The organism is Mesorhizobium sp. M0960, assembly GCF_040319055.1.
Lineage (GTDB): Bacteria > Pseudomonadota > Alphaproteobacteria > Rhizobiales > Rhizobiaceae > Mesorhizobium.
Genome location: NZ_JAMYNN010000001.1, coordinates 825,780 through 839,015, shown reverse-complemented (window position 1 = coordinate 839,015; position 13,236 = coordinate 825,780). Strand labels below are relative to the sequence as shown.

Sequence of the window (13,236 nt, the reverse complement as noted above, 5' to 3'; positions counted from 1 at the left end):
TTTCGGGGATGCAGGACTAGCCGATGCGATCACCGCTTGCCGGATCGAACAGATGCAGCGACGCCGGGTCGGCCGACAGGCGCACGGCCTCACCCGGTTTCACACTGGCCCGACCCATGGCGAAGACGCACACCTGCTGGCCGGCAAGCTTGGTGTAGAATTGAGTCGACAGGCCGAGCGGCTCCACTACGCCCACCTCGCCTTTCAGCGCGCCATTGTCGGCAAGCCGGATATGCTCCGGCCGTAAGCCGACGGTGATCGCATCGCCATCCCTGAGCGGCAACCCGTCCGGCAGCCGCAGCTTCTGGCCGTCGGCCAGTCCGGCATCCGACTTGGCGGTCTTTTCAACCACGGCAGGCAGGAAATTCATGCCGGGCGAGCCGATGAACCCGGCGACGAACATGTTGACCGGCCGGTCATACAGATCGAGCGGCGCACCGACTTGCTGGACGAGGCCGTCATGCATGACGACGATACGGTCGGCCATTGTCATTGCTTCGATCTGGTCATGGGTGACATAGACCGAAGTGGTCTTCAATTGCTGGTGCAGCGCCTTGATCTCGGCACGCATATGGACGCGCAGCTTGGCATCGAGGTTCGAAAGCGGCTCGTCGAAGAGAAAGACTTTCGGGTCGCGGACGATGGCCCGGCCCATGGCGACGCGCTGACGCTGGCCGCCGGACAATTGCCGCGGCAAGCGTTGCAGAAGCGCATCGAGCCCGAGCCGCTTGGCGGCACCGTCCACCCTTGCATCGATCGCCGGCTTGCCGGCCTTCCTCAGCATCAGGCTGAAACCCATGTTCTTCGACACGTCCATATGCGGATAGAGCGCGTAGGACTGGAATACCATGGCAATGTCGCGGTCCTTTGGCGCGATGTCGTTGACCAGGCGCTCGCCAATATGGATTTCGCCGTCGGAGACCTCCTCCAGCCCGGCGATCATGCGCAGCAGGGTCGATTTCCCGCAGCCGGATGGCCCAACCAGGACGACGAACTCGCCGTCGGCGATTTCGAGATCGACCGCGTGCAGGACGCGCACGGCTCCATAGTCTTTGCGGACTTTGTCGAGAGTGACGGAGGCCATCGATCTATCCCTTGACGGCACCAGCGGTAAGGCCGGTGACGAGGTAGCGTTGCAGGAAGGCAAAGAACATGCAGACCGGGATCAGCGCCAGGATGGAAGCGGCCATCATCTGTCCCCAGTCGACCGCGAATTTGCCGATATAGGTGAGCAGGCCGACCGCGAAGGTCTTCTGGTCGTCGCTGGAAATCAGCATCAGCGCAAACAGCAACTCACTCCAGGCGGCGGTAAAGACGAAGCCGAGCGTCGCGCCCATGCCGGGCAGCGTCAGCGGCACGATCACCTTGCGCATCGCCTGCAGGCGCGTGCAGCCGTCGATCATCGCCGCCTCTTCCAGGTCTCGCGGAATGCCATCGAAGAACGACTGCATCAGGAAGGTTGCAAAGGCCGTATTGAAGGCGGTGTAGATGATGACGAGGCCGGTCAAGCTGTTGATGAGGCCGATCTGCCCCATGATGCGGTAGATCGGCGGAATGACCATCACCAGCGGAAAAGTCTGGGTGAGCAGAAGCAGAATGGCCAGGGTCGCCTTGCCGCGGAAGGAAAATCGCGACATGGCGTAGCCGGCCAGCGTGGCAATGACCGTTACGAAGGCCGCCGTCGACACCGAAACGATAACGCTGTTCAGGAAGTAGCGCGGGAAATCGGTGGCTTCGAGCACGGTGACGAAGTTCTGCAGCGTCGTTTGCGACGGCCAGAAAGTGATGCCTTCGGAGTAGAGCAGCCGCTCCGGCGTGACCGAGATCTTCAACGTCCAGAAGATCGGGAACAGCGCGAAGGCCATATAGGCGCCGATGGCGCCGTAGAGGCCGATGCCGCCGAGAACGCGCGAGGAGACGGAGCGTCCTGCAATCATCAGACGTGCCTCACCAGCGAGCGGCGTATGCCGATCAGTGCAATCGCATAGACGATGAGCAGCACAAGCAGCAGCACCGCCACTGCGGAGGCATAGCCCTTGTCCAGCGACTTGAACGCGCTGACGTAGATATAGACCGGCACTGTGGCGGTCGAACCGGCAGGCCCGCCTTCGGTCATGACGAAGATCAGGTCGGCGAAGGTGGCGATCCATATCGTGCGCAGCATGACGGTGATGACGATGGTCGGCGCCAGGAACGGCAGCGTCACCTTGGTGAAGCGCTGCCACGGCGAGGCGCCGTCGATCGCCGCCGCCTCATGCAATTCCGAGGGTATCGACTTCAACGCCGCCAAAAGTGTGATGGCAAAAAAGGGAATGCCGAACCAGACATTGGCGACGATCGGCCCCCACATGGCTGTCGAGGGATCGGAGAGCACGTTGGTCGGCTCGGCTTTCAGCCCCAATGCATAGAGCCAGTGGGGCAGCGGCCCGATGATCGGATTGAACAGCCAGGCCCAGGTCAGGCCTGACAGGAAGGACGGCACCGCCCAGGGCAGGAACACCACCGCCTGCACGATCTTTCTGCCCCGGAACGGCATGTCGAGCAGCAGCGCCAGGCCAAGGCCGAGGAAGAACTGGAAGAACAGGCTGGCTGCCGTCCACCACAGCGTGTTGACGAGCGCCTGCGCGAGCACGGGATCCGACAGCATCGCCTGATACTGCCCAAGCCCGACATATTCGGATTTGAATGCCGAGAACTTGCGGAACGAGTAGCCGATACCGATGACCAGCGGCACCAGGAGCACGACGACCAGCAGCACGATAGCCGGGCTGAGATAGAGCCAGGGCTCGATCGCGGCATGGGATAGCCGCTTCTTTCGCGGTCTGCCGGCGGATCGTATTTCGGACACGGCATAGGTCATTGGTGCTGGATTGTCTCCTGAAGCAGCGTCGAGGACAGCGCCCTTCTCCCAGTTTACGGGAAAAGATGCCGGTCCACCCTCCGCAGCTGCAGCGCAGCTGCTGCGGAGGACGGGCAGGCAGATGAGAGCCAGCACGAGCCACGACGGGTTGGCGCCGCCCCTCATCCGTCACTTTGTGACACCTTCTCCCCGTGAACGGGGAGAAGGAAGAAAAGCTATTTCTTGTTCTTGGCCAGCCAGTCCTGCTGTTCCTTGGTCAGGAACTTGGCCCATTCGTCGGCCACGTCCTTGGCCGCCTTCTGGCCAAGCAGCACTTCCTGAAAATTCTTGATCGCCACCTGGTCGACGAAATTGCCGAGGTTTTCCAGATGCGTCGGCGGCGTCACCATCTCGTATTTGTCGCCGTTGTTCAGTTCTTCGAACCAGCCCTTGAACTGCTCGGTCCTGAAGTGAGCGTCCTGGTCGGCGCCGTTGTGGATCGGAATGACGCCGACTTCCTTTGCCCATTCCAGATTGTCCTTGGGCGACAACAGCGTCGCCATCAGCTTCCAGGCATCGTCCTTGTGCTGGGAATTGGCGAACATCGCCCAGCCGGCATAACCGAGCGTCGGATAGGATTTGCCGCTCGGCCCGACCGGCATCGGCGCCACGGCGAAGTCGTCGGCGCTCATCTTGTCGGCGATGCCGAGCAGCGCGTCGGGATCCTGGTTCAGCATGGCGCAGGTGCCACTATAGAAGCCGGTGACGGTCTCGTTAAAACCCCAGCTCACCGCATCTTTCGGCGCCAGGCCATTCTTGTACATGTCGGCGAGCATCTGCAGGCCCTTGACCGAGCCTTCCTCGTTGATGGTCGAGGTGCCGTCCTCGTTGAAATAGCCGCCCTTACCAGCGGCAATGTTCATGAACATGTGCATGCCGTTGAAGGCGCCCGGGCCACCGCGCAGGCAGTAGCCGTATTTGCCCGGTATCGCCGAGATCTTCTTGGAGTCCTCGACGAATTCGTCGAGCGTCGACGGCGGACCGTCCAGGCCGGCCTCCTTGAACAGCTTCTTGTTCCAGAACAGCGCGTTCAGGTAATAGCCGTAAGGGATCATGTACTGCTTGTTGTCGACCGTCGAGCCGAACTGCTTGGCGCGCTCGCCCAGCGTTTTGGCATCGTCCCATTTGGCCATGTATGGCCCGAGGTCCTCGAGCTGGCCGTTGGTCGCGTAGAGGCCCATCCAGCGTTCCGGCATCTCGACGATGTCGGGCGTGTCGCCGGCCTGCACCATGGTGAGGAACTTCTCGAACGCCTGGCCCCAAGGCAGCGACACGAGCTCGACCTTGACGCCCGGATTGGCCGTCTCGAACTCGGCGATTTGCTTCTTGAGGAATTCGGTACGCGGCGGGCTGGTAATGACCTCGACCACCTTGATGGTGGAATCGGCCAGCACGCTGCCGGCGGAAATCGCGAGACCCGCGACGGCACCAAGAAGGATGCTCAGTTTTTTCATGTTCAGCACTCCCATTTTGAACGGCTCCTTTTATCTTTTTGCTCTGTCGAAGGCCTGGGCGACATCCGCCCACAGGTCTTCGACACTTTCCAATCCGACACTGAAGCGGATGGTTCGCGGGCTGACGCCGAAGCGCGCCATCGAATTCAGGCCCGGCGTCTGCTCGAGCGAGGCCTTTGCCGGAACGACCAGGCTCTCATGGCCGCCCCAGCTGACGCCGATGCGAAAGAGTTTCAGCGCATCGACGAAAGCCGGGATGTCGACGTCTTCCGTCACTTCGAATGAGAACAGCCCGGCATAGCCGGCAAGCGTCGCCTTGCCTGGATGGTTGGAATAGGCCGGGTGGTTGACCCGCTCGACATGGCCATGCGCCTTCAACCGCTCGGCGATGGTCAGCCCGCTCTTCATGTGGTGCGGCAACCGCAGCGGCAATGTGCGCAGCCCGCGCAGCAACAGCCAGGCCTCGAAAGGCGAAAGCTTGCCGCCGAGATAGGAATAGGTCTGCTCGTTGATGTGTCGGATATGGGCAGCCGAACCGGCCACCACGCCGGCGACTGTGTCGCTGTGGCCGCCGAGATATTTCGAGGCAGAATGCAGCACCAGGTCGACACCGTGTGAAATCGGCTTCTGGAACACCGGCGTCGCCCAGGAATTGTCGATCGAGGTGACGATGCCCTGCTCTTTGGCCAGCCGTGCCAGATGCGTTATGTCCTGGAGCTCGAACATCATCGACGTCGGGCTTTCCAGGTAGAGCAGCTTGGCGCCGGGAAGTGCTGCGGCGACCGCGTCCGGATCGGAACCGTCGACATAGTCGACCTTGATGTTGAGCCGAGGCAACAGCCGTTCGAACAGCCGGTAGGCATCGCCGTAGCAATTGCGCACGACAACCATGCGCTCGCCGGCACCGACGAAAGCAAGCACCGTGGCGCTGATCGCCGCCATGCCGCTGGAAAAGCCGCGCGCGGCTTCCGCGCCTTCGAGAGCCGCGACACGCGCCTCGAACTCCATGACCGTCGGGTTGTCGCCACGCGAATAGATCGGCTGGCGTCGCCTGCCGGCGAATGTGTCGGCCATCTCGGCATAATTGGCGAAGGTGAAGAGCGAAGTCTGGTAGATCGGCGGCACCACCGCACCGCCGGGAAAAGGCTCGTCATGGGCGAGAAGCGTCGCAGCCTCGGCGAGATAGTCGTTTTCGAAACCGGCGGGATGGTCGTTCATTTCTGGCCTGAGAGTTTGAGTTTGGCCGCACCGCGTTTCAGATCGTCCTCGACGGTGGCGATCAGCTTCAGCGCCTCGGCCCGGGCTCCCTCCGGATCGTGCGCGGCGATGCGTTCGTAGATGGTGCGGTGGTAAGGAAAGCTGGCGTGGCCGAAGTCGCGCACGCCGAGCGGATGCTCCCAGAAACGGTGGAACAGCTCGTGCATGGCGGCGATGATCTGCTCGAACAGCGGATTGCCGGAAGCGCGGTAGATCGACTGGTGGAATTCCCAGTCCTCCTCCGCCGACATGCCGGCGCGCGTGTGGAAGGCCTGCTCCATAATGTCGAGCTTGCGCCCGATCTCGACGAGATTTGCCTGGCCGGCGCGAACGGCGCAAAGGGCGGCTGCTTCCGCCTCCAGCGCGCGGCGGATTTCCAGCGTCTGCATCAGGCTGGTGAAATCATTGCCGCCGGCCAGCGTCAGCGGCATGTGCAGCATGTCCAGCGACACCACTCCCTTGAGATAAGTGCCGCTGCCTTGCCGCCGCTCGACCAGGCCGAGCCCTTCCCAGCGCGTCAGCGCCTCGCGCACGGTGTTGCGGCTCACCTTGAGGCGCTCGGCAAGGATGCGTTCGGTCGGCAGTCTCTGGCCGGGCCCGAGGGCTTCCCGCATCACAAAGCCGGCCAGGGCCTTGAGCACCGCGTCGTCGCGAGCAGTTGCCTGTATGGGCGAAAGGCCGAATTCGGTCATGCCAACGGGTCACCAAAAATGGCTCAATGGTCCAACCAATTTCTGCATAGAAGACAGGCTCTGTCAATCGGCTGCAGGCACATGCGTACCGCCCCCAGCGTGCTGATCAAAAGGCGGCCTACCTGTCACGGCAAAAAGCCAGCATTTTCTGGATGCTGACACAGAGTCCTGATGTGTTTTGAAATTGGGGGCCGGCCGGCGTTTGGCAGCGGTACGAGGAGGCCACTATGTGCCAGCGCCGGCCGGCCGACCCCACGGACCCAGGAGATGCGGCGGACCTGAGCATCATGGGGTATTCTTCGGGTCGAACCGGCGATCTAGCCTCGTGCCGGTTACGTCTAAGGGCTGCACATTTGCGCACCAACTTATGAAAATCAACAGTTTCTTAACCAAGCCTCGCAAATCGCTTGGATTAAGGTAAATTCGTAACCTTGTCGCGTTGACTGGCTAATTGGTGTCCGGGCTATGCCGCCTTGGCGACGACGCGATTGCGGCCGCCGCTCTTGGCCTCGTAGAGCGCGAGGTCGGCGCGTTTCATCAGCGCAGCGACCGTATCCACCCCTTTCAGCACCGACGACACGCCGACGCTGACGGTGACTTCGATCGCTTTGCCCTCGCTGCCAACGGCAAACGGCAGTTGGGCGATTTCGGCGCGAATGCGCTCGGCTACCTTTTCGGCTACCGCGCCGTCCGTGTCCGGCATCACCACCACGAACTCCTCGCCACCGAAGCGGCAGGCCAGGTCGATGCCGCGCACATTCTTGCGCAGCCGCCGCGCGAATTCGCGCAGCACGTCATCGCCGCCGTCATGGCCATGCGTATCGTTGATGGTCTTGAAGCGGTCCAGATCGGTGATCATCACCGACAGCGGCCGGCGCCGTGCCACGGCGCGGTCGAACAGCGTCTGCAGATGGCTGTCGAGATAGCGGCGGTTGTGCAGGCCGGTCAGGGCATCGGTCACCGCCATCTCGATGGTCTGGGTGACGCTGGCGCGAAGCTGGTCGTTGTAGCGCTTGCGGCGCACCTGCGTGCGCAGCCGCGCGGTCAGCTCCTGCTGGTCGATCGGCCGCATCAGATAGTCGTTGATGCCGAGTTCGAGGCCGCGGATGATGCGCCCCTCCTCGCCCTCGTCCGCCAGAAGGATGATTGGCAGGAAACGGGTGCGATCGAGCGAGCGCAATTGCGAGCAGAGCCTCAGCGGGTCGAAATCGGCGAAGGCCGTCGAAATCATCACGCATTCGTAGGGCAACTCGGCAGCCTGAAAGAAACCGGCATGCGGATCGGTGGCGACGTCGAGATCGGCACTGCCGCGCAGCATCTTCTGGATGCGCTCGAAGGAGGATTTGCGCTCGTCGACCAGCAGCACCTTTGGCACCGCATCGTCGGCCGCGAAGTTGCGGCTCAAAAGCTCCTCGATGCCGATATTGCGCGTCGTCGAGGCACGCAGCCGCAGCTCGTCGGTCAGCGACTTCAGCCTGACCAGGCTCTTGACGCGCGTCATCAGCTGCAGATCGTTGACCGGCTTGGTCAAAAAATCGTCGGCGCCGGCCTCGAGGCCTCGCACCCGGTCCGAAACCTGATCGAGCGCGGTGATCATCACGACCGGGATGTGCGATGTCGCCGGGTCACCCTTCAGCCGCCGGCAAACCTCGAACCCGTCCATATCGGGCATCATCACGTCGAGCAGCACGACGTCGACCTTGCCGTTCTCGCAGATCTCGATCGCATCCGGCCCGTTGGTGGCGGTCAGAACCTCGAAATATTCGGCGAGCAGCCGAACCTCCAGCAGCCTGACATTTGCTGGGATGTCGTCGACGACGAGGATCCGCGCGGTCATTTCACAAAGCTCCGGCTCGGCTGGAAAGATACATCAGGCATCGCCCAGGTAGGATTTGATAGTTTCGATGAAACGCGGCACCGAGATCGGCTTGGAAATATATGCCTCGCAGCCGCCCTGGCGAATGCGCTCCTCGTCGCCCTTCATCGCGAAGGCGGTGACGGCGATGACCGGGATGACGTGGAGATCATCGTCCTCCTTCAACCATTTGGTCACCTCGAGGCCGGACACTTCGGGCAGCTGGATGTCCATCAGGATGAGGTCCGGCCTGTGCTGCCGCGCCAGATCCAGCGCTTCCAGGCCGTTGCGTGTACGCACCGTCTCGTAGCCGCTCGCTTCGATCAGGTCGCGAAAGAGCTTCATGTTGAGCTCGTTGTCCTCGACGATCATAACCTTTTTAGGCATCGATTTCCCGTCCCGGCTGGCCTTCCACTCGAAGGGTGCCGTCATGCGCCCCTTGTCGGCACGCACCAAACCTGTTCCCACTATACGGCAATATGATTGACGAAACGGAAACCGGCCGCCGGAAAAGCGTTCGGATTCCAGGTCGGCGAGCTTGCTGCCGGCAACACTTGCCACTACTGCGAAAACAGAACGATTCCGCCCACGAAGGAAAAGTAGCGATGGCAAACGCAGCGTCAATGCGCGAGGAAGCCGAAACCATTGCCGTAAAGGCGTTGGGCTTCGTCGCCGCCGATCCGGAACTTCTGCCCCGCTTCCTGGCGATCACCGGCATCGAGGCCCATTCCATCCGCCGGGCGGCCGGCGAGCCGGGTTTCCTGGCCGGCGTGCTGCAGTTCATCCTCGCCCACGAGCCGACGCTGATGCGTTTTTCCGAGGAGACCGGAACGCCACCCGCCGCAGTGGGCAAGGCGTTGCGGGCGCTGCCGCTCGGCGACGACAATCATGAGCATTCGATATAGGCGACGATCCCGAGACTGCGGGCAGATCGAAGAACCTGCCGCCGACGATGGGCCGCTGCTGGTGCTTTATGGCGTTGCCTCTTCCCCACTGTTGTCCGTCCCAACGGGGTCGGCCGGCTTCAGCATGGCGCCGTTGACCGTCACCGAACCGTCGGCTTTGGTGTTGATCACCCATTCAAGCCGGCCGTCCGGCAGCGTCTTGCCGAACCCTTTGATCGCCAGCGCGCCGGTAAAATACTGCGCGGCCTGCGGGTCCGTCTTCGCCGCCGTCTGCAAGGTCTCCACGATCTTGTCGTAGCCGGTGATGTCGATTGTCACGTCCGCACGCGGCTTCTTGCCGGGGAAGGTCATCTCGCCTTCCATCGCAATCTCGATGTTGCCGTTCTTGATCGTGCTGTGTCCGAGAATGGCCTTTGGCGTCTTGGCCAGGAAATCGGCGGAGATCTGGTTGCCGAAATCTGCCGGCAGCGGTGGATCCTTGCTGAAATCAAGGGTTTCGATGGTTTTCTTCGCCATGCTGTCCAGATCGATGTTGGCGCCGCCGAAGTTGAGGTCGATATCCGTCGGCAGCAACGCAACGCTCCAGCTGGGCAGCACCTGCTGCGGTATTGTCAGGCCGGAAACCTTGAACGCGTAGTTGATCTTGCCTTCCTTGGCGATGCCGTCCATGCCGACAGCGGTATTCAGTTGCGTCGCACCGAACTTGCCGACCGGACTCTCCACCACAAGGTCCTTGAAGCCGTAGGTGCCGTCGATCCGCTCCCACAACGGCAGTGCTGCCGTCAGAAGCGATTTGAACTCCGCCCCATCCGCCTTGAATTTGGCTGCATCATCAGTCGCCACGATGAAAGCAAGCAGGTCGAGCAGCGGCTTTGTCCGCAAACCCTTGCCGGCCGCATCCACGGAAAGTTCAGGCGCTTTTACAGCAGCCGGAAAACTCAACCCACTTTTGGGATCGTTGACTTTGATCGTTTCGGCGAAGCTCGTTATTTTTTCCGTCACCGTGAAATCGACGCCGCCGTTTGCGGATTTGGTCGAAACTATTACGGCAGTGCCAGGACCGACCGTGACATCCGCCTGCTGCTTGGGCTCTCGGGTGGTCATCGTCATGCCAGCCATCGAACCGGTTGCGCTCGCGAAAGCGGCCAGGTCGGGGTCATAAACTCCGGTGAACTTGTTGTCCGACACGGAGAAGTCGATGTGCTGCGCCCCCTCAGGGCCAACGAAATCGATAGACCCCTTCGGGGACACGTCCGCCGAAACGTCCCAGTGTCCATCTTTGCGCGGCTTGACCAAGATGAAGTAAGGCGTGATGTCGAACTTGAAGGCTTGCTGCTTTGCCATCAAATCCGTGACTGGCTTGAAGTCGAATGCGAGCTTGTAGGCATCGCCGTCGACTGAAATTTTCACGAACCCGATATCGAACAGCTTCTTTCCGATATAGCGCGCCAGATCGTCGGAAAGCTGCTTCGCCCCTTGCCTGTCGACCGCTTGGCCGAAGGCCGGTCCGCTGCAGGCAAGCAGTAAAACAAGTGGCAAAACGCGCTTCATGTCGATCCTCACTTATTCGCGGCCGTCAAACCGTTTCTATCACTGGTAGGGAATTACCATCACAACCGCAAGGCGAGCCGGACGGATCGATGTCGCCCGCGGCATTGCCTAAAGCACCAGCCGCACCAGCGGCCGGCCCGGCTTGCGCTCGACCAATCGCTGGAACCCGGCCTTTTCGAAGACCCGCGACGAGCCGACGAACAGCCCGATCGAGCGCGAATCCTTCGATAGATCGATCGGGCAGGCCTCGATCAGCCGGGCACCATTTTCCCGTGCGAAGTCGATGCCGCCTGTGACCAGGCGGTGCGACAGGCCCCTGCCGCGTGCCCTGGCGCGGATGAAAAAGCAGGAGATCGCCCAGACGCCGGGATCGCTGGCATCGGCGGGGTCGAGCGGCGCCGACCCCCTGCCCTGGTTGTTCCATTCGGGCACGTCGGCGCGCGGGCCGATCTGCATCCAGCCGACCGCCTGACCACCCTCGAAGGCCAGCACGCCGGGCGGCGGCCCGGCCTCGATCCGGGCCTTGATATGATCCTTGTTGCGCTCCCGGTCGCTCGCGCGGCGCGCTGCCGGCGACAGCCGGAAATGTGTGCACCAGCAGCCGTAGCAGGCGCCTTGCTTACCGAAAAGATCTTCGAAATCCGCCCAAAGCTCGGGCACTAGCGGCGCTATGGTCGTATTCATGAGCTCTCTCCCGGCCCACCGCCTTGTCGTGGCGTCCGTCCTGACGTACCATTGCATTTGTTCTCTTTATGTTCGCAGCGATGGCGGCCCCTGTCAACAATCCCGAACACGGTTTTTGCCGCGACTGCCTGAATTTTCAGCGCAGCGAGGCACGCCGTTGCGAGCGCTGCGGCAGTCCGCGGCTTGCGCGCCATCCGGAACTCTACCGGCTGCGCCTTGCCCATATCGATTGCGACGCGTTCTACGCGGCGGTCGAAAAGCGCGACAACCCGGCATTGAAGGACCGGCCGTTGATCATCGGCGGCGGCAAGCGCGGCGTCGTCTCCACCGCATGCTACATCGCCCGCATCCATGGCGTGCGCTCGGCAATGCCGATGTTCAAGGCGCTCGAAGCCTGCCCGGACGCGGTGGTCCTCCCGCCGGACATGGAGAAATACGTCCGTGTCGGCCGCGAGGTGCGCGCCATGATGCAGGCGCTGACGCCGCTGGTCGAGCCGCTCTCGATCGACGAGGCCTTCCTCGACCTCGCCGGCACCGAGCGCCTGCATGGCCTGCCGCCTGCGGTGGTGCTGGCGCGCTTCGCTCTCAGCGTCGAAAAGGAGATCGGCATCACCGTTTCGGCAGGCCTGTCCTATTGCAAGTTCCTGGCCAAGGTGGCCTCGGACTTCCGCAAGCCGCGCGGCTTTTCGGTGATCGGCGAGGCCGAGGCTATCGGCTTCCTGGCCGAGCAGCCGGTGACGCTGATCTGGGGCGTCGGCAAGGCCTTTGCCGCCACGCTCGAGCGCGACGGCATCCGCACCATCGGCCAGCTGCAGCGCATGGAACGCGGCGACCTGATGCGCCGCTATGGCGTCATGGGCGACCGGCTCTACCGGCTTTCGCGCGGCGAGGACGACCGCCGCGTCGTTCCCGACCAGGACGCGAAAAGCGTCTCGGCGGAAACCACTTTCGACACCGACATCGCCTCCGTCGAGGAACTGGTTTCGGTGCTGAGGGCGCTGGCGGAGAAAGTCTCGGCCCGGCTGAAAAAATCCGGCATTGCCGGACGCACCGTCGTCCTCAAGCTGAAGACCCAGGATTTCAAGATCCGCACGCGCAATCGCCAGCTCGGCGATCCGACCCGGCTGGCCGACCGCATCTTTCAGACCGGGCTCGAGCTGCTACACAAGGAAGCGGATGGCACGAAATACCGGCTGCTCGGCATTGGCGTCAGCGATCTCTCCGACGATGACCGGGCGGACCCGCCCGACCTGGTCGACGTCAAGTCACGCAAGCGCGCCATGGCCGAAGGCGCCATCGACACGCTGCGCGGCAAGTTCGGCCGCAGGGCGGTGGAAACCGGCTATACCTTCGGCAAGGGCCGTGATGCGCACCCGCCCGAACCGATCGAGGAGTGATAGTGCTAAGTGCGCCGCAGATCGATCCGGCTGGTAATCACGCGCTCGCCGGTTTTCGGGTCGACGTCGATAACGGTCAGCCGCATGCCGTCCTCGCCATTCTTCTCGACCGTCATTTGCGCCTTGCGATCGCCATTGACCTCCTTGGCCCAGCGGATGCCGAGATTGATTGCGTTGCCTTTTCGGCTGCCGCTCAATTGCGCCGGCCCGGTGCGCGATCCGACATAGGTGCCGCTGTATTTCGTCCCGCTGGACCTGATGTCCGCGCTGATGTCGCGCGTCACCAAGATAAGACCGCGGCAGCTGCCGTCGAGCGACAATGAGTTCGACGTCGCGTCGGAATTGAAGTGACAGGAGACATTCACCGTCGGCGCATCGGTGGTGACCTTGACGATGCCCTTGCCGGCGAAATCCCCCTGGAATGAGCGAAGAAAATCCGGATCGTCGGCATGCGCTGCGCCGGCCCCGGCCGCCAGGCAGCCGGCAAGTACAAATCGTGCGAGTGATTTCATCGGACCGCTCCTCGTTGGTATCCAAAACAC

13 protein-coding genes are annotated in these 13,236 nt (G+C 62.3%); 2 read left to right on the top strand and 11 right to left on the bottom strand.

All coding sequences use genetic code 11. The features are described 5' to 3' along the window. Window positions 1–16 precede the first annotated feature (16 nt). The 8 genes from NKH63_RS04165 to NKH63_RS04130 all read right to left on the bottom strand — a co-directional run bounded on the left by NKH63_RS04165 (window position 17) and on the right by NKH63_RS04130 (window position 8,589). Window positions 17–1,084: an ABC transporter ATP-binding protein gene (locus NKH63_RS04165; RefSeq protein ID WP_023720108.1), complete on the bottom strand. Its 1,068-nt coding sequence runs from the start codon at window positions 1,082–1,084 to the stop codon at window positions 17–19. A gap of 4 nt (window positions 1,085–1,088) precedes the next feature. Continuing rightward, the gene (locus NKH63_RS04160) at window positions 1,089–1,937 is read right to left on the bottom strand and encodes a carbohydrate ABC transporter permease (RefSeq protein WP_023720109.1); all 849 of its coding nucleotides are present in this window, start codon (window positions 1,935–1,937) and stop codon (window positions 1,089–1,091) included. Continuing rightward, window positions 1,937–2,860, bottom strand: a complete 924-nt coding sequence (locus NKH63_RS04155; RefSeq protein ID WP_023720110.1) for a carbohydrate ABC transporter permease — start codon at window positions 2,858–2,860, stop codon at window positions 1,937–1,939. Before NKH63_RS04155 ends, NKH63_RS04160 begins: the two co-directional genes overlap by 1 nt. Before the next feature lie 215 nt (window positions 2,861–3,075). Beyond that, window positions 3,076–4,353 carry an ABC transporter substrate-binding protein gene (locus NKH63_RS04150; RefSeq protein WP_352482196.1) on the bottom strand — a complete coding sequence of 426 codons (1,278 nt, stop codon included), beginning with the start codon at window positions 4,351–4,353 and terminating at the stop codon, window positions 3,076–3,078. 30 nt (window positions 4,354–4,383) lie between these two features. Further along, window positions 4,384–5,571 carry a PLP-dependent transferase gene (locus NKH63_RS04145; RefSeq protein ID WP_023720112.1) on the bottom strand — a complete coding sequence of 396 codons (1,188 nt, stop codon included), beginning with the start codon at window positions 5,569–5,571 and terminating at the stop codon, window positions 4,384–4,386. Continuing rightward, window positions 5,568–6,302 carry a FadR/GntR family transcriptional regulator gene (locus NKH63_RS04140; RefSeq protein WP_023720113.1) on the bottom strand — a complete coding sequence of 245 codons (735 nt, stop codon included), beginning with the start codon at window positions 6,300–6,302 and terminating at the stop codon, window positions 5,568–5,570. Before NKH63_RS04140 ends, NKH63_RS04145 begins: the two co-directional genes overlap by 4 nt. Window positions 6,303–6,765: 463 nt before the next feature. Next, complete coding sequence (locus tag NKH63_RS04135) at window positions 6,766–8,139, bottom strand: PleD family two-component system response regulator (protein WP_023720114.1); 1,374 nt, start codon at window positions 8,137–8,139, stop codon at window positions 6,766–6,768. Between the two features lie 33 nt (window positions 8,140–8,172). Further along, on the bottom strand, window positions 8,173–8,589 hold the full coding sequence (locus NKH63_RS04130; protein WP_348625950.1) for a response regulator: 417 nt from the start codon (window positions 8,587–8,589) through the stop codon (window positions 8,173–8,175). A gap of 173 nt (window positions 8,590–8,762) precedes the next feature. Here NKH63_RS04130 and NKH63_RS04125 point away from each other — a divergent pair, with 173 nt between their 5' ends. Further along, window positions 8,763–9,062: a DUF3572 domain-containing protein gene (locus NKH63_RS04125; protein ID WP_292657779.1), complete on the top strand. Its 300-nt coding sequence runs from the start codon at window positions 8,763–8,765 to the stop codon at window positions 9,060–9,062. 66 nt (window positions 9,063–9,128) lie between these two features. On the opposite strand, the gene NKH63_RS04120 is transcribed toward NKH63_RS04125, so the two are convergent. Both NKH63_RS04120 and NKH63_RS04115 read right to left on the bottom strand, forming a co-directional pair. Beyond that, a complete protein-coding gene (locus tag NKH63_RS04120) occupies window positions 9,129–10,613 on the bottom strand; it encodes a hypothetical protein (RefSeq protein ID WP_352482194.1) in 1,485 nt (494 codons plus the stop codon). Window positions 10,614–10,721: 108 nt separating this feature from the next. After that, the gene (locus NKH63_RS04115; protein ID WP_352482193.1) at window positions 10,722–11,297 is read right to left on the bottom strand and encodes a GNAT family N-acetyltransferase; all 576 of its coding nucleotides are present in this window, start codon (window positions 11,295–11,297) and stop codon (window positions 10,722–10,724) included. 68 nt (window positions 11,298–11,365) lie between these two features. Here NKH63_RS04115 and NKH63_RS04110 point away from each other — a divergent pair, with 68 nt between their 5' ends. After that, window positions 11,366–12,694: a DNA polymerase IV gene (locus NKH63_RS04110; protein ID WP_352482192.1), complete on the top strand. Its 1,329-nt coding sequence runs from the start codon at window positions 11,366–11,368 to the stop codon at window positions 12,692–12,694. A gap of 5 nt (window positions 12,695–12,699) precedes the next feature. On the opposite strand, the gene NKH63_RS04105 is transcribed toward NKH63_RS04110, so the two are convergent. After that, window positions 12,700–13,206, bottom strand: coding sequence for a hypothetical protein (locus tag NKH63_RS04105; protein ID WP_352482191.1), 507 nt, complete (start codon window positions 13,204–13,206; stop codon window positions 12,700–12,702). Window positions 13,207–13,236 lie beyond the last annotated feature (30 nt).

Excerpts from the sequence above, each read along its gene's own strand:
- NKH63_RS04165 (WP_023720108.1), bottom strand. The coding sequence starts at position 1,084 with ATGGCCTCCGTCACTCTCGACAAAGTCCGCAAAGACTATGGAGCCGTG.
- NKH63_RS04160 (WP_023720109.1), bottom strand. The coding sequence starts at position 1,937 with ATGATTGCAGGACGCTCCGTCTCCTCGCGCGTTCTCGGCGGCATCGGC.
- NKH63_RS04155 (WP_023720110.1), bottom strand. The coding sequence starts at position 2,860 with ATGACCTATGCCGTGTCCGAAATACGATCCGCCGGCAGACCGCGAAAG.
- NKH63_RS04150 (WP_352482196.1), bottom strand. The coding sequence starts at position 4,353 with ATGAAAAAACTGAGCATCCTTCTTGGTGCCGTCGCGGGTCTCGCGATT.
- NKH63_RS04145 (WP_023720112.1), bottom strand. The coding sequence starts at position 5,571 with ATGAACGACCATCCCGCCGGTTTCGAAAACGACTATCTCGCCGAGGCT.
- NKH63_RS04140 (WP_023720113.1), bottom strand. The coding sequence starts at position 6,302 with ATGACCGAATTCGGCCTTTCGCCCATACAGGCAACTGCTCGCGACGAC.
- NKH63_RS04135 (WP_023720114.1), bottom strand. The coding sequence starts at position 8,139 with ATGACCGCGCGGATCCTCGTCGTCGACGACATCCCAGCAAATGTCAGG.
- NKH63_RS04130 (WP_348625950.1), bottom strand. The coding sequence starts at position 8,589 with ATGACGGCACCCTTCGAGTGGAAGGCCAGCCGGGACGGGAAATCGATG.
- NKH63_RS04125 (WP_292657779.1), top strand. The coding sequence starts at position 8,763 with ATGGCAAACGCAGCGTCAATGCGCGAGGAAGCCGAAACCATTGCCGTA.
- NKH63_RS04120 (WP_352482194.1), bottom strand. The coding sequence starts at position 10,613 with ATGAAGCGCGTTTTGCCACTTGTTTTACTGCTTGCCTGCAGCGGACCG.
- NKH63_RS04115 (WP_352482193.1), bottom strand. The coding sequence starts at position 11,297 with ATGAATACGACCATAGCGCCGCTAGTGCCCGAGCTTTGGGCGGATTTC.
- NKH63_RS04110 (WP_352482192.1), top strand. The coding sequence starts at position 11,366 with ATGTTCGCAGCGATGGCGGCCCCTGTCAACAATCCCGAACACGGTTTT.
- NKH63_RS04105 (WP_352482191.1), bottom strand. The coding sequence starts at position 13,206 with ATGAAATCACTCGCACGATTTGTACTTGCCGGCTGCCTGGCGGCCGGG.